The following is a 12,616-nucleotide window of genomic DNA, read 5'->3' on the forward strand; positions in this document are numbered from 1 at the left end:
GTCAGCGGCGCGCCCCGACAGCGCGTCCGCGATCGCCACCGGCCCAGGCCAGCAGCAGTTCCACCATGGCCAGGTCGCCACGCACCGTGGTCCGCAACAGGTCGCGGGTGCGGTTGGCGGCGTCGAACCAGGCGGCCAGCTTGTTCAATCGGGCCGGATCGGTCAAGCCGAGGGTGCCCGCCTGCGCCAGCGCGAGGTCGGCCGCATGGCGCAGGCGCGCATCGGCCAGCTCGTCGTTGGCCCAGCGCTGCGCGGTCTCGACCACGCCGACCTCGCCCTTCTCCAGCCGCTGCAGATCGCGTGCCACGGCTTCGCGCAAGGCGAGCCCGTCATGGCGCAGCCAGTCGTCCGCCAGCCCCGGATGACCGCGTGCGGCCTCCAGCGCGCGCGATGCATCGGCAGCGGCATGGCCCTGCGCCTGCAGCCAGGCGAGCGCCTCGTCGCGCGGCGGCAGGCGGAACTCGATGCGCTGGCAGCGGCTGCGGATGGTGGCCGGCAGGCGCGCGGGCTGCGCGCTGACCAGCCACAGATAGCGGTTCGGTGCGGGTTCTTCGAGCGTCTTAAGCAGGGCGTTGCAGGCCGAACGGTTGATCGCGTCGGCCGGATCGATCAAGGCCACCTGCGCGCCGCCGTACTGCGGCGTAAGCGCGAGCTTCTGCGACACCTCGCGGATCTGGTCGATGACGATCTCGGTGCGCAGCTTGCTGCCGTCCTTGGTGGCGACGAACGAGACGACCTGAAGATCAGGATGCGTACCTGCGTCGATCAATCGCGCACTGCGGTCATCGGGCGCAGGTTCGCCGTCGGGGCCGCGCTGCTGTGCCAGCACGCGGCGCGCAAGGCGATCCAGCACCGCGCGCTTGCCGAGACCGGCGGGACCGCAGACCAGCAGACCGTGGCCGAGCCGTCCGGATCCCAGCGCCGCGACGGCGTGGTCGTAGGCGCGCTGCTGCCAGGGCGAGAACACGATGCTCATGCCAGGTCGCTGTCGGTCAGGGTACGCAGATAGGCACTGATCGCCGCATCGACGGCCGCGCCGACATCGGCGGGCGGCTGCGCGGCATCGATCACGCGGAAGCGCTTCGGCTCGGCGGCGGCGCGCGCGCGGAAGCCCGCCCGCACGCGCTCGAAGAAATCGTCCTGCTCGCTTTCGATGCGGTCCGGCCACAGGTCACGGCCGGCGGTCCGCGCACGCCCTTCGCGCACGTCGAGATCCAGCAGCAGGGTCAGGCCCGGCTTCAGCCCCACCGCACGGCGTTCCAGCGCGGCGATCCATTCCGGATCCAGTCCGCGACCTGCGCCCTGGTAGGCATAGCTGGAATCGGTGAAGCGGTCGCTGATGACGAACGCACCGCGCCGCAATGCCGGACGTACCACGTCGCGCACGTGCTGCGCGCGCGAGGCGAACATCAGCAGCAGTTCGGTCTCGGCGGCGAGCGGCTCGTCCTGCGCACCCAGCAGCAGTTCGCGGATCCTCTCGGCCAGCGGCGTGCCGCCGGGCTCGCGCGTCAGCACCACGTCATGGCCGGCGGCCAGCAGCCGGTCGCGGATGGCGGTGATGGCGCTGGTCTTGCCGGCGCCTTCGCCCCCCTCCAGCGTGATCAGCCGCGGCTGCGACAGCAGCGCCTCGGTCATGGCGCTTCCGCCTTGCGCAGCGTTTCGCGGCGCGTCACCAGGTAGCGCGCCACGGCCGCGTTGTGCTCGGCCAGCGTGGCGGAGAAGATGTGCCGCCCGCTGCCATCGCCCACCGCGACGAAGTACAGCGCGCTGCCGTCGGCCGGATTCACCGCCGCCTTCAGCGCATCCACGCCGGGCATGGCGATGGGCGTGGGCGTCAGGCCCTTGCGGGTGTAGGTGTTGTACGGCGTGTCCGTGGTCAGGTCGCGACGACGGATATTGCCGTCGTAACTGCTGCCGATGCCGTAAATGACTGTGGGATCGGTCTGCAACGGCATGCCGATCTTCAGGCGCCGCGCGAACACGCCGGCGATGGCCGGACGCTCTTCGGCGATGCCGGTTTCCTTCTCGATGATCGACGCCAGGATCAGCGCTTCTTCGGCCGACTGCAGCGGGATGTCCTGTGCGCGGTCGGCCCAGGCGGCGTCGACCGCCTTCTCCATGGCGCCATATGCACGCTTCAGCACATCCAGATCGGTTTCGCTGCGCGTGTAGACGTAGGTCTCGGGCAGGAAGCGGCCCTCCGGATGCTGGCCTTCATGGCCCAGCGCCGCCATCAGCTCGGCATCACTCAGATCCGCGGTCTTCTGCTGCAGCGGCGTGGCATCGCGTAGCGCGGCGCGCAGTTGGCGGATGTTCCAGCCTTCGACGATGGTGAAGCGGTACTGCAGGGTGCGGCCCTCGCGCATGCGCCGCAGCAGTTCGCGCGGCGTCAGCGACGGATCCAGCGCGTACTCGCCCACCTTGAGCTGGCTGGCGGTATCGGTCCGGCGAGCCAGCAGTCGCCACTGCAGGTCGGTGCCGTGCGAAACCCCTTTTTCGCGCAGCTTGCGCAACACGGTCGGGAAGGCATCACCACGCGCCACTTCGACGGTGGTGTCGGCCGCCACGCCGCCGATGGGCGCGTCCGCGAAACCGCGATGGCCCTGCCACAGCCAGAACGCCGCGCCCGCCGCCAGGACCAGCAGCAGGACGAAGGTGATGACGATGAAGCGGCAACCGCGCTTGAGTGCTGACGCCACGTAATCCTCGGTGCTCGAAGCAGGTGGTGCAGGATACCCGGTCGCCGTCTCAGGCTGTAGGCGCGCGCCTGACCTCCCTGCGGACGCACGCCGCAACCTCCGGTCCGGAACGAGCCGCCATCGGCTGGAGCGGATCCAGCTGCAGCGGTGTGACCCAAAAAACCAAGACACGGATCACGGCAAATCAACGCAGATTGGACGTGTAGCGCGCATGGCGCTTCTTCGTACGATCCGCTTTTTTACGCTTTTATCAGTGTCAAACCGCTGCTCGAAGGCGCTTGCAGACCCGTGACGGCGGCTGGATGCCGTTCCAGGCGGGGCCTCAGCCTTCCAGCGCCCGCAGCACGCCGCGGGCCTTGGCGCGGGTCTCGTCCAGTTCCTTGTCCGCCACGGAATCGGCGACGATGCCGGCCCCGGTGCGGAAGCGGGCCACGCTGCCGGTGCCGTCGGCCATGACCTCGGCGCTGCGGATCAGGATGTTCAGGTCCAGGTCGCCGTCCCGGTTGAGCCAGCCGAACGCGCCGGTATAGGCGCCGCGCGGCACCTGTTCCAGTTCGGCGATGATCTGCATGCAGCGCACCTTGGGACAGCCGGTGATGGTGCCGCCGGGGAAGGTGGCGCGGATGACCTCGCCCGGCGTCGCGTCGCTGCGCAGGTGGCCGCGCACGTTGCTGACGATGTGGTGCACGTGCGCGTAGCTCTCGACCGTCATCAGTTCGTCCACCTGCACGCTGCCGGGCGTGCAGACGCGGCCCAGGTCGTTGCGTTCCAGATCGATCAGCATGACGTGCTCGGCGCGCTCCTTCGGGTGGCCGACGAGTTCGCGGATGCGGGCGGCATCGTCGTCGCCCTCGAAGCGCGGGCGCGTGCCGGCGATGGGGCGGGTTTCCACGACCTCGCCACGCACCGACACCAGCCGTTCCGGCGACGAACTGACCACGGTCCAGTGCGGCGTGGCGAACAGGCCCGCGAACGGTGCGGGATTGGCGGTGCGCAGTCGCGCATACAGCGCGGCCGGATCCAGGGGCATATCGAAGCGCGCTCGCCAGGCACGCGACAGATTGACCTGGAAGATATCGCCGGCGCGCAGGTAATCGAGGATGCGCTGGACGCCGGCGGTGAAGCGCGACGGTTCGTCTTCGTCGATGCGCGCAGGCGGTCGCCAGCCGGGTAGCGGTGGCATGTCGGCAGCGCGTGCGATGTCGACCGCGGTGCGCGCGATCAGCTCGCCCTGCCCCGCTTCCGCCACCACGACGCAATCGCCGGTGCTGCGATCGCGCAGGACGGCGGCAGGACATCGCAGAGCCAGCGCAACGGGCTGCGTCGCGGGGGCCTGCGGAAGCTGCAGTACCGGTTCCACCTGTTGCGCCAGCTCATAGGCCAGCAGCAACGCCCAGCCACCGCGGAACGGCCAGCGCGGTTCCTCGCGGGGGACCCGCTGCGCCTGCCAGTGGCGGTCGAGCACGGCCAGGAAATCGCCGGGCTCCACCGTGCCCTGAAGATCACGGGTGAGGCCGTCGGCGTCCAGCCTCAGGCCGGTGCCATCCGACACCAGCAGGAAATCCCAGCGTCCCTGCGCCGTGCCGGAAGCGACCGACTCCAGCAACACGGGATAGCGCTGCGGATCCTGGCGATGCAGGGCCAGCAGGTCGGTGTCGGCGGGGAGTGCGCGGGTTTCGATCATGGGGGTCCTGGCCCCTTTCCCACCGGGAGAGGGGTTGGGGTGAGGGTGCGGAGAAGAGGCGACGGCTCAACGGCCGATGACTCCGCCGCACCCTCATCCGGCGCTGCGCGCCACCTTCTCCCGAGGGGAGAAGGAAACAACATCAGATACGCTTGAATACCAGCGTGCCGTTGGTGCCGCCGAACCCGAAACCGTTGGATACCGCCACATCGATCTTCTTCTCGCGCGCCACGTTGGGCACGTAGTCGAGATCGCAGCCCTCGCCCGGCTCGTCCAGGTTGATGGTCGGCGGAATGATGCCGTGGTGGAGGGCCAGCACGGAGAAGATGGCTTCCGCACCACCCGCCGCGCCCAGCAGGTGGCCGGTCATCGACTTGGTGGAGCTGACCATGATCCTGTACGCGTGGTCGCCCAGCGCGCGCTTCATCGCCAGCGTTTCGGCCAGGTCGCCCAGCGGCGTGGAGGTGCCGTGCGCATTGAGATACTCGACCTGGTCCGCGTTGAGGCCTGCATCCTTCAGCGCCGACAGCATGCAGCGCGCCGGGCCTTCGCCGTTCTCGCTGGGTGCGGTCATGTGGAACGCGTCCTGCGACGCGCCGAAGCCGGCCAGTTCGCAGTAGATGCGCGCGCCGCGCGCCTTGGCGTGCTCGTATTCCTCCAGCACCAGGATGCCGGCGCCGTCGCCCAGCACGAAGCCGTCGCGGTCCTTGTCCCACGGGCGCGATGCGCGCGCGGGATCGTCGTTGCGGGTGGACATGGCCTTCATCGCGCAGAAACCGCCCACCGAGGTCGGCGACGAACCGCGCTCGGCGCCGCCGGCGATCATCACGTCGGCATCGCCGTACTGGATGGTGCGCATGGCGATGCCGATCGAATGGTTGGAGGTGGCGCAGGCCGACACCGCCGAATAACCGGGACCCTTGAGTCCCTTCATGATGCTCAGGTGGCCCGGCAGCATGTTGATGATGGTGCTGGGGATGTAGAACGGGGAAATCTTGCGCGGGCCCCCTTCGTGCAGCTTCACCGCGGTTTCCTCGATGCCGAGGATGCCGCCGATGCCGGCGCCGATGATGGCGCCGATGCGCTCGGCATTGGCTTCGGTGACGTCCAGCCCGGCGTCGTCCATCGCCATCAGCGATGCGGCCAGGCCGTAATGGATGAACGAGTCCATCTTCTTCACGTCCTTCGGCGGAACGAAGGCCGTGGGATCGAAACCGCGGATCTCGCCTGCGATCTTGGTGCTGTAGCCCTCGGTATCGAAGGTGGTGATCGGGCCCAGGCCCGAACGTCCGTTGACGATGCCGTCCCAGCTGCTGGCCATGTCATTGCCCAGGGGGGACACCAGGCCCATGCCGGTGACGACGACGCGACGACGCTGGCTCATATCGGATTCCTCATGACTCTTGGCGGCCGCGCCCTACGCGGGCGCATGGGGGCCGGATACGCGCGGGGCCGCATGCGCGGCCCCGACACGGTTTGCTGCGACAGCCGGACTTACGCCTTGACGTGCGCCTTGACGTAGTCGATGGCCTGCTGCACCGAAGTGATCTTCTCGGCTTCCTCGTCCGGAATCTCGCACTCGAACTCTTCTTCCAGCGCCATCACCAGTTCAACGGTGTCCAGCGAGTCGGCGCCCAGGTCATCGACGAACGATGCGCTGGTGGTGACTTCCTCTTCCTTCACGCCGAGTTGTTCGACGACGATTTTCTTGACGCGTTCTTCGATGCTGCTCATGGATTCGCTCCAGACGGAGATGGGTGACGTGTTGGATTCTGCCGACGCGGGGCGAGGGCAAACCGGGGATAGTGTAGTGGAAACCGACGGCGCGGGGCAGGTATCGCCAAACGCCATCGAATCAACCACTTACAGCTAATTCTTTAGGGCATGTACATGCCGCCGTTGACGTGCAGGGTTTCGCCGGTGATGTAGCCGGCGGCAGGGCCGGCAAGGAAGGCCACCGCGTTCGCGATGTCGGTCGGCTCGCCCAGGCGGCCCAGCGCGATCTGGCCGGCGAGCGCGGTCTTGGTCTCTTCCGGCAGGTCCCTGGTCATGTCGGTGGCGATGAAGCCGGGAGCGACGACGTTGACGGTCACGCCACGGCTGCCGATCTCCTTCGCCAGCGACTTGGAGAACGCGATGATGCCGGCCTTGGCGGCGGCGTAGTTCGCCTGACCCGCATTGCCGGTCACGCCGATCACCGAGGCGATGTTGATGATGCGGCCCTTGCGGGCCTTCATCATGCCGCGCATCACCGCCTTCGACGTGCGGTAGACGCTGGTGAGATTGGTATCGAGGATGGCCTGCCAGTCCTCGTCCTTCATCCGCATCAGCAGGTTGTCGCGGGTGATGCCGGCATTGTTGATGAGGATGGAGATGCCGCCGAATTCCTTGGTGACGGCATCGATCAGCGCGTCGACCGCGGCCGGATCGGTGACATTCAGTTCGCGCCCGTGGCCGCCGGCAGCGGCAAGCCGCTCGCCGATGGCCTGAGCGCCCGAGGCCGTGGTCGCGGTGCCGATGACGGTCGCGCCCTGCGCGGCCAGTTCGTCGGCGATGGCGGCGCCGATGCCACGGCTGGCGCCGGTGACCAGTGCGATTTCACCCTGCAGGGGCTTGCTCATGATGATGTCCTCCTCGGAACGTGCCGCGCGCGGCGGATCAGGATAAGGGAACGGACGCGACGTACGTCAGGCCTTCCAGTCGGCGAGCGCGCCCTGGAAGTCGCCGACGCCGCCGATGGCGCGCGCATCCAAGCCCTTGTCGATGCGCTTCACCAGGCCGGCCAGCACCTTGCCGGGACCGCATTCGGCGATGCGCACGGCACCGTTCGCGGCCAGTACCTGCACGCACTCGGTCCAGCGCACGGGCAGGTACAACTGGCGCACCAGCGCATCGCGGATCGCCTCCACGCCGTCATGCACCCTGGCGTCCACGTTCTGCACCACCGGCAGCGAGGGCGCGTGCCATGCCAGCCCCGCCATCACTTCGGCGAGGCGATTGGCGGCTTCGCGCATCAGCGGCGTGTGCGACGGCACGCTGACCGCCAGCTTCACCACCTTGCGGATGCCGCGCTCGGTGAGCAGTGCGATGGCGCGATCGACGGAATCGGCATCGCCGCCGATCACGATCTGGCCGGGCGAGTTGTAGTTCGCCGGCACGACGACCTTGCTGTCGGACGCCTGCGTGCAGACCTCGGCCACCATCGCGTCCTCGGCGCCGAGCACCGCGGCCATCGCGCCGACGCCGGCAGGTGCCGCGTCCTGCATCAGTTGGCCACGCAGGCGTACGAGATGCGCGCCGTCCTTCAGCGACAGCGCACCCGCAGCAACCAGCGCGGTGTACTCGCCCAGGCTGTGGCCTGCCAGCTGCGACGGTTGCGCACCGCCCTGCTGCTGCCACGCACGCCACACCGCGACGCCGGCAGCGAGCAGCGCAGGCTGCGTGTATTCGGTGCGGTTGAGCATTTCTTCCGGGCCACCCTGCGACAGTGCCCACAGGTCGACACCGGCGCCTTCGGATGCTTCGGCGAACGTCTCGCGCACGACCGGATGAAGTTCCGACAGTTCGGCCAGCATGCCGATCGACTGCGAGCCCTGGCCCGGGAACACGAAAGCGAGTTGCGTGGAAGTCACTCGGACACCCTGCGTGAAATCAGGCGGCGATGATACGGGCGAACCCGCCGGATTGTCTGTACCGGGGCGTATGCCCTGCGACGCGATGTCGCCGCCACATGCACGCGGATTCTCTCGGTATCGAAGCACGACGCCTGAAACGAAGAAGGCGATGCTTCGCAGCATCGCCTTCCGTCGGTTCCGCCATGCGGAACTCAGTAGCGCAGCAGCACCGAGCCCCAGGTGAAGCCGCCGCCGAACGCCTCGAGCAGCAGCAACTGCCCGCGTTCGACGCGCCCCGAACGCACAGCCGTATCCAGCGCCAGCGGTACCGAACCGGACGAGGTGTTGCCATGCTTGTCGACGGTCACGATCACCTGGTCCATCGACATGTCCAGCCGCTTGGCGGTGGCCTCGATGATGCGCAGGTTGGCCTGGTGCGGGATCAGCCAGTCCAGGTCGTGCTTGTCCAGGCCATTGGCTTCGAGCGTTTCGTCGACCACGCTGTCCAGCGCCTTCACGGCGTACTTGAAGACGTCGTTGCCCTTCATCTCGATGCGGATGCCGCTGTTCGGCTGATCCGCCTTGAATCCGGTCGACACGCCGACCGGGTTCCACAGCAGTTCCTTCTTGCTGCCGTCGGCATGCAGATGGGTACTGAGGATGCCGGTCTCGCCGTCGGCCTTGAGTACCGCCGCACCCGCGCCGTCGCCGAACAGCACGCAGGTGGTGCGCTCGGTCCAGTCGACGATGCGGCTGAGCGTTTCGGTGCCGATCACCAGCGCAGTCTTCGCGTCGCCGCAGCGGATGAACTTCTCCGCCACGCTCAGCGCGTAGATGAAGCCGGAGCACGCGGCATTGACGTCCATCGCGGCGCAGCCGGCCGCGCCGAGGCGCGCCTGGATCAGGCAGGCCGTGGACGGAAAAATCAGGTCGGGCGTGGTGGTACCCACCACGATGAGGTCGATCTCGGACGCATCGACGCCGGCGGCTTCGAGTGCGCGGAGCGCGGCGTGGTAGCCGAGATCACCGGCGGTTTCGCCCTCGGCGGCGATATGGCGCTCGCGGATGCCGGTGCGGGACTGGATCCACTCGTCGCTGGTATCGACCAGCTTCGACAGGTCCTCGTTGGTCAGCACCTTTTCGGGCAGATAGCTGCCCGTTCCGGCGATGCGCGCATAAATGCGCCCCTTGTTACCCGGCTCGCTCATGCACGCTCCCGTTGCTGCCCGACGAAGGGCCCTGGTTGTCGTTGATCATGCGGGAAGCGCGCCCTGCAGGAGGGCGCGCCGCACGGATCAATCTTCCTCGACGGCCGTCGTCTTGGTGGCGATGACCTTCTTGCCGCGGTAGTAACCGTCGGCGGTCACGTGGTGGCGCAGGTGGATCTCGCCCGTGGTCGGGTCGGTCGACAGCTGCTTGGCGGTCAGCGCGTCGTGCGAACGACGCTGGCCACGACGGGACGGGGTGACGCGGGATTTCTGCACAGCCATGGGATTGCTCCAGCTCTTGTATCTGTTGGTGAACCTTGCGGTTCGTATTGCCAGACCGCCGAAGCGGCTAGTTCTTCTTCAGCGAGGCCAGCGCCGCGAACGGACTGGCCTTCGCCACTTCTTCTTCGTCCGCGGCCCATTCGCTTTCGACGGCCTCGGACGCGGGATCCACCGGCACCACCGGCACGGCGAGGACCAGTTCGTCCTCCACCAGGTCGGCGGGGCGCAGCATGCCGTCTTCCGGCACCAGCAGGGCTTCGTAGCCGGGCGGCAGCGCGGACTCCTCATCCTCGCTGCGCACCAGCCCGAGCCGTTGCTCCACCGTCACCGGCAGTACGAACCGCCGCAGGCTGCGCTGGCATACCAGCGGCAGGCCGGCCTCGATCCGCAACCCGACATAGGGCACCCGCAGCGCATCGTGATCGAACTCGATCGCGTAACGCACATCGCCTTCGGTATCGACAAGAAGGCCCTGCAGGCGCGTCATCGAGGACAGCGGCAGGCGACCTTCAAAGCTGCGCCGGGTCGCGACCATGCGCCAAGCATCCAACATCTCGGGCGTATTCGCGGACATAAGCCGCTGAATGTTAAGGATCAAACCCCGAACTGTCAAACCACCCTCCGGTATCACGATGTCTTGCCGCCCGCCCCGGGGCCGGTCAGACTCCCCCGCCCCGTTCCCTGCCGGTGTTCCACCCCATGCCGCTGATGCTCGCCTCCACCTCCCGCTACCGCCGCGAACTGCTCGAGCGGCTGCGCGTGCCGTTCCATATCGCGCGCCCGGAGGTGGACGAGAGCCCGCTGGAGGCCGAGTCCGTGCCCGCCATGGCCGTCCGCCTGGCCCTGGCCAAGGCCGAGGCGATCGGCCGCCAGCATCCCGGCAGCTGGGTGATCGGCGCCGATCAGGCGGCCGAACTGGATGGCCTTGCCCTGGGCAAGCCGGGCCAGCGGGAGGCCGCCATCGCCCAGCTGACCGCCATGTCGGGACGCCAGGTCCGCTTCCATACGGCCGTCTGCCTGGTCCGCGACGAACAGGCCCTGCAGGCGCAGGATGTCACCACGGTGCGCTTCCGCACGCTCACGCCCGCGGAAATCGAGCGTTACGTGGATGCCGAGCAACCGTTCGACTGCGCCGGCAGCTTCAAGGCCGAAGGCCTGGGCATCGCCCTGTTCGACGCCATCGAGTCCTCCGACCCGACAGCGCTGGTCGGCCTGCCGCTGATCGCGGTCGCCCGGATGCTGCGCGAGGCGGGGTTCGACCTGCCCTGAGCCGGACCGGTCACCGGATCTCGATCGGCTGCTCGGCCCAGGTCTCGACGCTGCCGTCGCCGCCGGTCACCCGCAACCCCAGCCAGTGGCGACCGGCCGGCACGTCGCCGGCATCGACCCGCGCCGTGAACTGCACGTTCGGCATGCCGGGATCGCGCGAGGCGTCCTTGAGGAAGCCGCGCAGCCACTCGTTTACGCCGCCGTAGGTCGCCTCGGCAACCACGCGGCCATCGAGCAGCACCTCCACCTTCGACACGCCCACCCCGTCCTTCACCGCCCAGCCGCCGACATCGAAACGGCGGTCCACGCGGGCGCCCGCCTGCGGGACGTCGATGTTGGCGACGACCGGCGTGATGCAGTCGCCCTGCCCCCGCCCGGCCGGCAGCGCGAACAGCAGGAACCGGCGCGCGCCATGGTCGATGTTGACGACCCGTGCCGGCGGCAAGGGGCCGACGATCCGGCACAACTGCTGGTAGCGCGCGAGCAGCGCGCTGAACTTCACGTCGGTGGCGCCGACTACCAGCAGCATCGGCCGGTCGCGCCCGCCGTCGTGCTGCAGGCCCCAGAGCTGCAGCTGCGGTGCGCGTCCGTGCTTGTGGTTGAGGGGATGCTCGAGCACGGGAATGTCGGCGTCGTCCAGTGCGAAGCCGAGTTCCGCACCCGTCTTGAAATTGTCCGCCAGCAGGGCCGTCCCCGCCGGCAGCGTCGCCCGCATCGCCTGCACCTCCTCGGCCAACGCGTCCCAGCCGGCGAAGTTCTCCGGGTAGTACTTGCTGCCGGCGACCTGCGTGCGCAATCCCGGCAACGACACCGCCACGTAATAGCCCAGCATCAGCATCGCGCCCAACGCGGCAAGGGCCCAGGTCGCCCGCCTGCGCGCCGGCGACCATTCGCGCAACAACAGCGGCACCACGACGAGCAACGCCAGGTAGCCCGGCAGGGGCCAGTGGAAACTGACCCGCTCGTTGTCGGCGAAGAAGCCCAGCACGAAGAATCCCAGCGTGGACACCGCACCCAGCAGTGCGAAATAGCGCCACGCGATGCCAGCCTGCGCATCGCCGCGGATACCGCGCAGGCACACCACGAGCATGGCCCAGAACAGCAGCGGTGTTGCCATCGCCGCCTGCACCAGCAGGAACCGGAACCCGTCTCCATGGAACGCCCACGGGTGCCGGTCCAGCAACTGGAAACGCAGGCCGGCATCGGCGTATTCGAGGTTCCAGGCCAGCAACGGCGCCCACGCCAGCGCGCCTGCCGCCAGCGCGACCCACACGCGCGCGTCACGCAGCACCTTGCGACCTTCGGGCAGCCACAGCAGCGCAAGCAGGCCGACGCCGATCACCCCGACGAAGCGGTAGTGGCTGAGCGCACCCAGCATCAGGCCCAGCGCCAGTTCGGTCGCCGACATCGCATCGACCTCGCGCAACAGCCGCGCGCCGGCATCGGCGCACAGCACCGTCGCCAGCGCCATCGGCACATCCGGCAGGGCGAGCAGGCCCAGCGTGCCCGACAGCGGCATCAGCACGACCAGCAGCGCCGCCTGCCAACCGACCGCGGCACCGAACCAGTGCGCCGCGCTGCGGGCGACCAGCCACGGCAGCAGCGCCGCCATCAGCAGGAACGGCGCGCGAACGGCCAGCACGTGATGTCCGCCCAGCTCGGTACCCAGCCGCGTCAGCCATGCGGTCAGTCCCGGCAGGTCGGAATACGCTGCGGCCAGGTGCCGCCCCTCCTGCCAGTAGAAGGCTTCGTCGACGAACAGGGGAAGACGCGCGGCGATCGCGACCTTGACCACCGTCACGATTGCCCATACCGCCAGGAACCATCGTCGCGCGCGTTGTTCTTCGTCCATCTCGCTAC

At 68.5% G+C, this 12,616-nt stretch carries 13 protein-coding genes; 1 reads left to right on the top strand and 12 read right to left on the bottom strand.

What is annotated here, in order from left to right; all coding sequences use genetic code 11:
- Window position 1: 1 nt before the first annotated feature.
- The 11 genes from VGN58_RS05110 to VGN58_RS05160 all read right to left on the bottom strand — a co-directional run bounded on the left by VGN58_RS05110 (window position 2) and on the right by VGN58_RS05160 (window position 10,061).
- Complete coding sequence (locus VGN58_RS05110) at window positions 2-976, bottom strand: DNA polymerase III subunit delta' (RefSeq protein WP_327482241.1); 975 nt, start codon at window positions 974-976, stop codon at window positions 2-4.
- Window positions 973-1,635: a dTMP kinase gene (gene tmk, locus VGN58_RS05115; protein ID WP_327482242.1), complete on the bottom strand. Its 663-nt coding sequence runs from the start codon at window positions 1,633-1,635 to the stop codon at window positions 973-975. Before tmk ends, VGN58_RS05110 begins: the two co-directional genes overlap by 4 nt.
- Window positions 1,632-2,699 carry an endolytic transglycosylase MltG gene (mltG, locus tag VGN58_RS05120; protein WP_327482243.1) on the bottom strand — a complete coding sequence of 356 codons (1,068 nt, stop codon included), beginning with the start codon at window positions 2,697-2,699 and terminating at the stop codon, window positions 1,632-1,634. Before mltG ends, tmk begins: the two co-directional genes overlap by 4 nt.
- 322 nt (window positions 2,700-3,021) lie before the next feature.
- On the bottom strand, window positions 3,022-4,383 hold the full coding sequence (locus VGN58_RS05125) for an aminodeoxychorismate synthase component I (protein ID WP_327482244.1): 1,362 nt from the start codon (window positions 4,381-4,383) through the stop codon (window positions 3,022-3,024).
- Between the two features lie 142 nt (window positions 4,384-4,525).
- Window positions 4,526-5,767: a beta-ketoacyl-ACP synthase II gene (fabF, locus tag VGN58_RS05130; RefSeq protein ID WP_327482245.1), complete on the bottom strand. Its 1,242-nt coding sequence runs from the start codon at window positions 5,765-5,767 to the stop codon at window positions 4,526-4,528.
- Window positions 5,768-5,877: 110 nt separating this feature from the next.
- Window positions 5,878-6,117 (bottom strand): acyl carrier protein, encoded by a 240-nt coding sequence (gene acpP / locus VGN58_RS05135; RefSeq protein WP_014161144.1) that lies wholly within the window; start codon window positions 6,115-6,117, stop codon window positions 5,878-5,880.
- 143 nt (window positions 6,118-6,260) lie between these two features.
- Window positions 6,261-7,004: a 3-oxoacyl-ACP reductase FabG gene (fabG, locus tag VGN58_RS05140; protein ID WP_327482246.1), complete on the bottom strand. Its 744-nt coding sequence runs from the start codon at window positions 7,002-7,004 to the stop codon at window positions 6,261-6,263.
- 66 nt (window positions 7,005-7,070) lie between these two features.
- The gene (gene fabD / locus VGN58_RS05145; protein ID WP_327482247.1) at window positions 7,071-8,015 is read right to left on the bottom strand and encodes an ACP S-malonyltransferase; all 945 of its coding nucleotides are present in this window, start codon (window positions 8,013-8,015) and stop codon (window positions 7,071-7,073) included.
- A gap of 194 nt (window positions 8,016-8,209) precedes the next feature.
- A complete protein-coding gene (locus tag VGN58_RS05150) occupies window positions 8,210-9,205 on the bottom strand; it encodes a beta-ketoacyl-ACP synthase III (RefSeq protein WP_327482248.1) in 996 nt (331 codons plus the stop codon).
- Between the two features lie 87 nt (window positions 9,206-9,292).
- Window positions 9,293-9,487, bottom strand: coding sequence for a 50S ribosomal protein L32 (gene rpmF, locus VGN58_RS05155; protein ID WP_055942113.1), 195 nt, complete (start codon window positions 9,485-9,487; stop codon window positions 9,293-9,295).
- Window positions 9,488-9,554: 67 nt separating this feature from the next.
- Window positions 9,555-10,061, bottom strand: a complete 507-nt coding sequence (locus VGN58_RS05160) for a YceD family protein (protein ID WP_327482249.1) — start codon at window positions 10,059-10,061, stop codon at window positions 9,555-9,557.
- 125 nt (window positions 10,062-10,186) lie between these two features.
- On the opposite strand from VGN58_RS05160, the gene VGN58_RS05165 reads away from it, so the two are divergent.
- The gene (locus tag VGN58_RS05165; RefSeq protein ID WP_327482250.1) at window positions 10,187-10,756 is read left to right on the top strand and encodes a Maf family protein; all 570 of its coding nucleotides are present in this window, start codon (window positions 10,187-10,189) and stop codon (window positions 10,754-10,756) included.
- Window positions 10,757-10,766: 10 nt separating this feature from the next.
- On the opposite strand, the gene VGN58_RS05170 is transcribed toward VGN58_RS05165, so the two are convergent.
- Complete coding sequence (locus VGN58_RS05170; RefSeq protein WP_327482251.1) at window positions 10,767-12,608, bottom strand: ArnT family glycosyltransferase; 1,842 nt, start codon at window positions 12,606-12,608, stop codon at window positions 10,767-10,769.
- Window positions 12,609-12,616 lie beyond the last annotated feature (8 nt).

Origin of the sequence: Pseudoxanthomonas sp., assembly GCF_035999195.1 — a bacterium.
Lineage (GTDB): Bacteria > Pseudomonadota > Gammaproteobacteria > Xanthomonadales > Xanthomonadaceae > Pseudoxanthomonas_A.

Coding starts and splice junctions, on each gene's coding strand:
- VGN58_RS05125 (WP_327482244.1), bottom strand. CDS start 4,383: ATGATCGAAACCCGCGCACTCCCCGCCGACACCGACCTGCTGGCCCTG.
- rpmF (WP_055942113.1), bottom strand. CDS start 9,487: ATGGCTGTGCAGAAATCCCGCGTCACCCCGTCCCGTCGTGGCCAGCGT.
- VGN58_RS05150 (WP_327482248.1), bottom strand. CDS start 9,205: ATGAGCGAGCCGGGTAACAAGGGGCGCATTTATGCGCGCATCGCCGGA.
- acpP (WP_014161144.1), bottom strand. CDS start 6,117: ATGAGCAGCATCGAAGAACGCGTCAAGAAAATCGTCGTCGAACAACTC.
- fabG (WP_327482246.1), bottom strand. CDS start 7,004: ATGAGCAAGCCCCTGCAGGGTGAAATCGCACTGGTCACCGGCGCCAGC.
- VGN58_RS05110 (WP_327482241.1), bottom strand. CDS start 976: ATGAGCATCGTGTTCTCGCCCTGGCAGCAGCGCGCCTACGACCACGCC.
- VGN58_RS05170 (WP_327482251.1), bottom strand. CDS start 12,608: ATGGACGAAGAACAACGCGCGCGACGATGGTTCCTGGCGGTATGGGCA.
- fabF (WP_327482245.1), bottom strand. CDS start 5,767: ATGAGCCAGCGTCGTCGCGTCGTCGTCACCGGCATGGGCCTGGTGTCC.
- VGN58_RS05165 (WP_327482250.1), top strand. CDS start 10,187: ATGCCGCTGATGCTCGCCTCCACCTCCCGCTACCGCCGCGAACTGCTC.
- VGN58_RS05160 (WP_327482249.1), bottom strand. CDS start 10,061: ATGTCCGCGAATACGCCCGAGATGTTGGATGCTTGGCGCATGGTCGCG.
- tmk (WP_327482242.1), bottom strand. CDS start 1,635: ATGACCGAGGCGCTGCTGTCGCAGCCGCGGCTGATCACGCTGGAGGGG.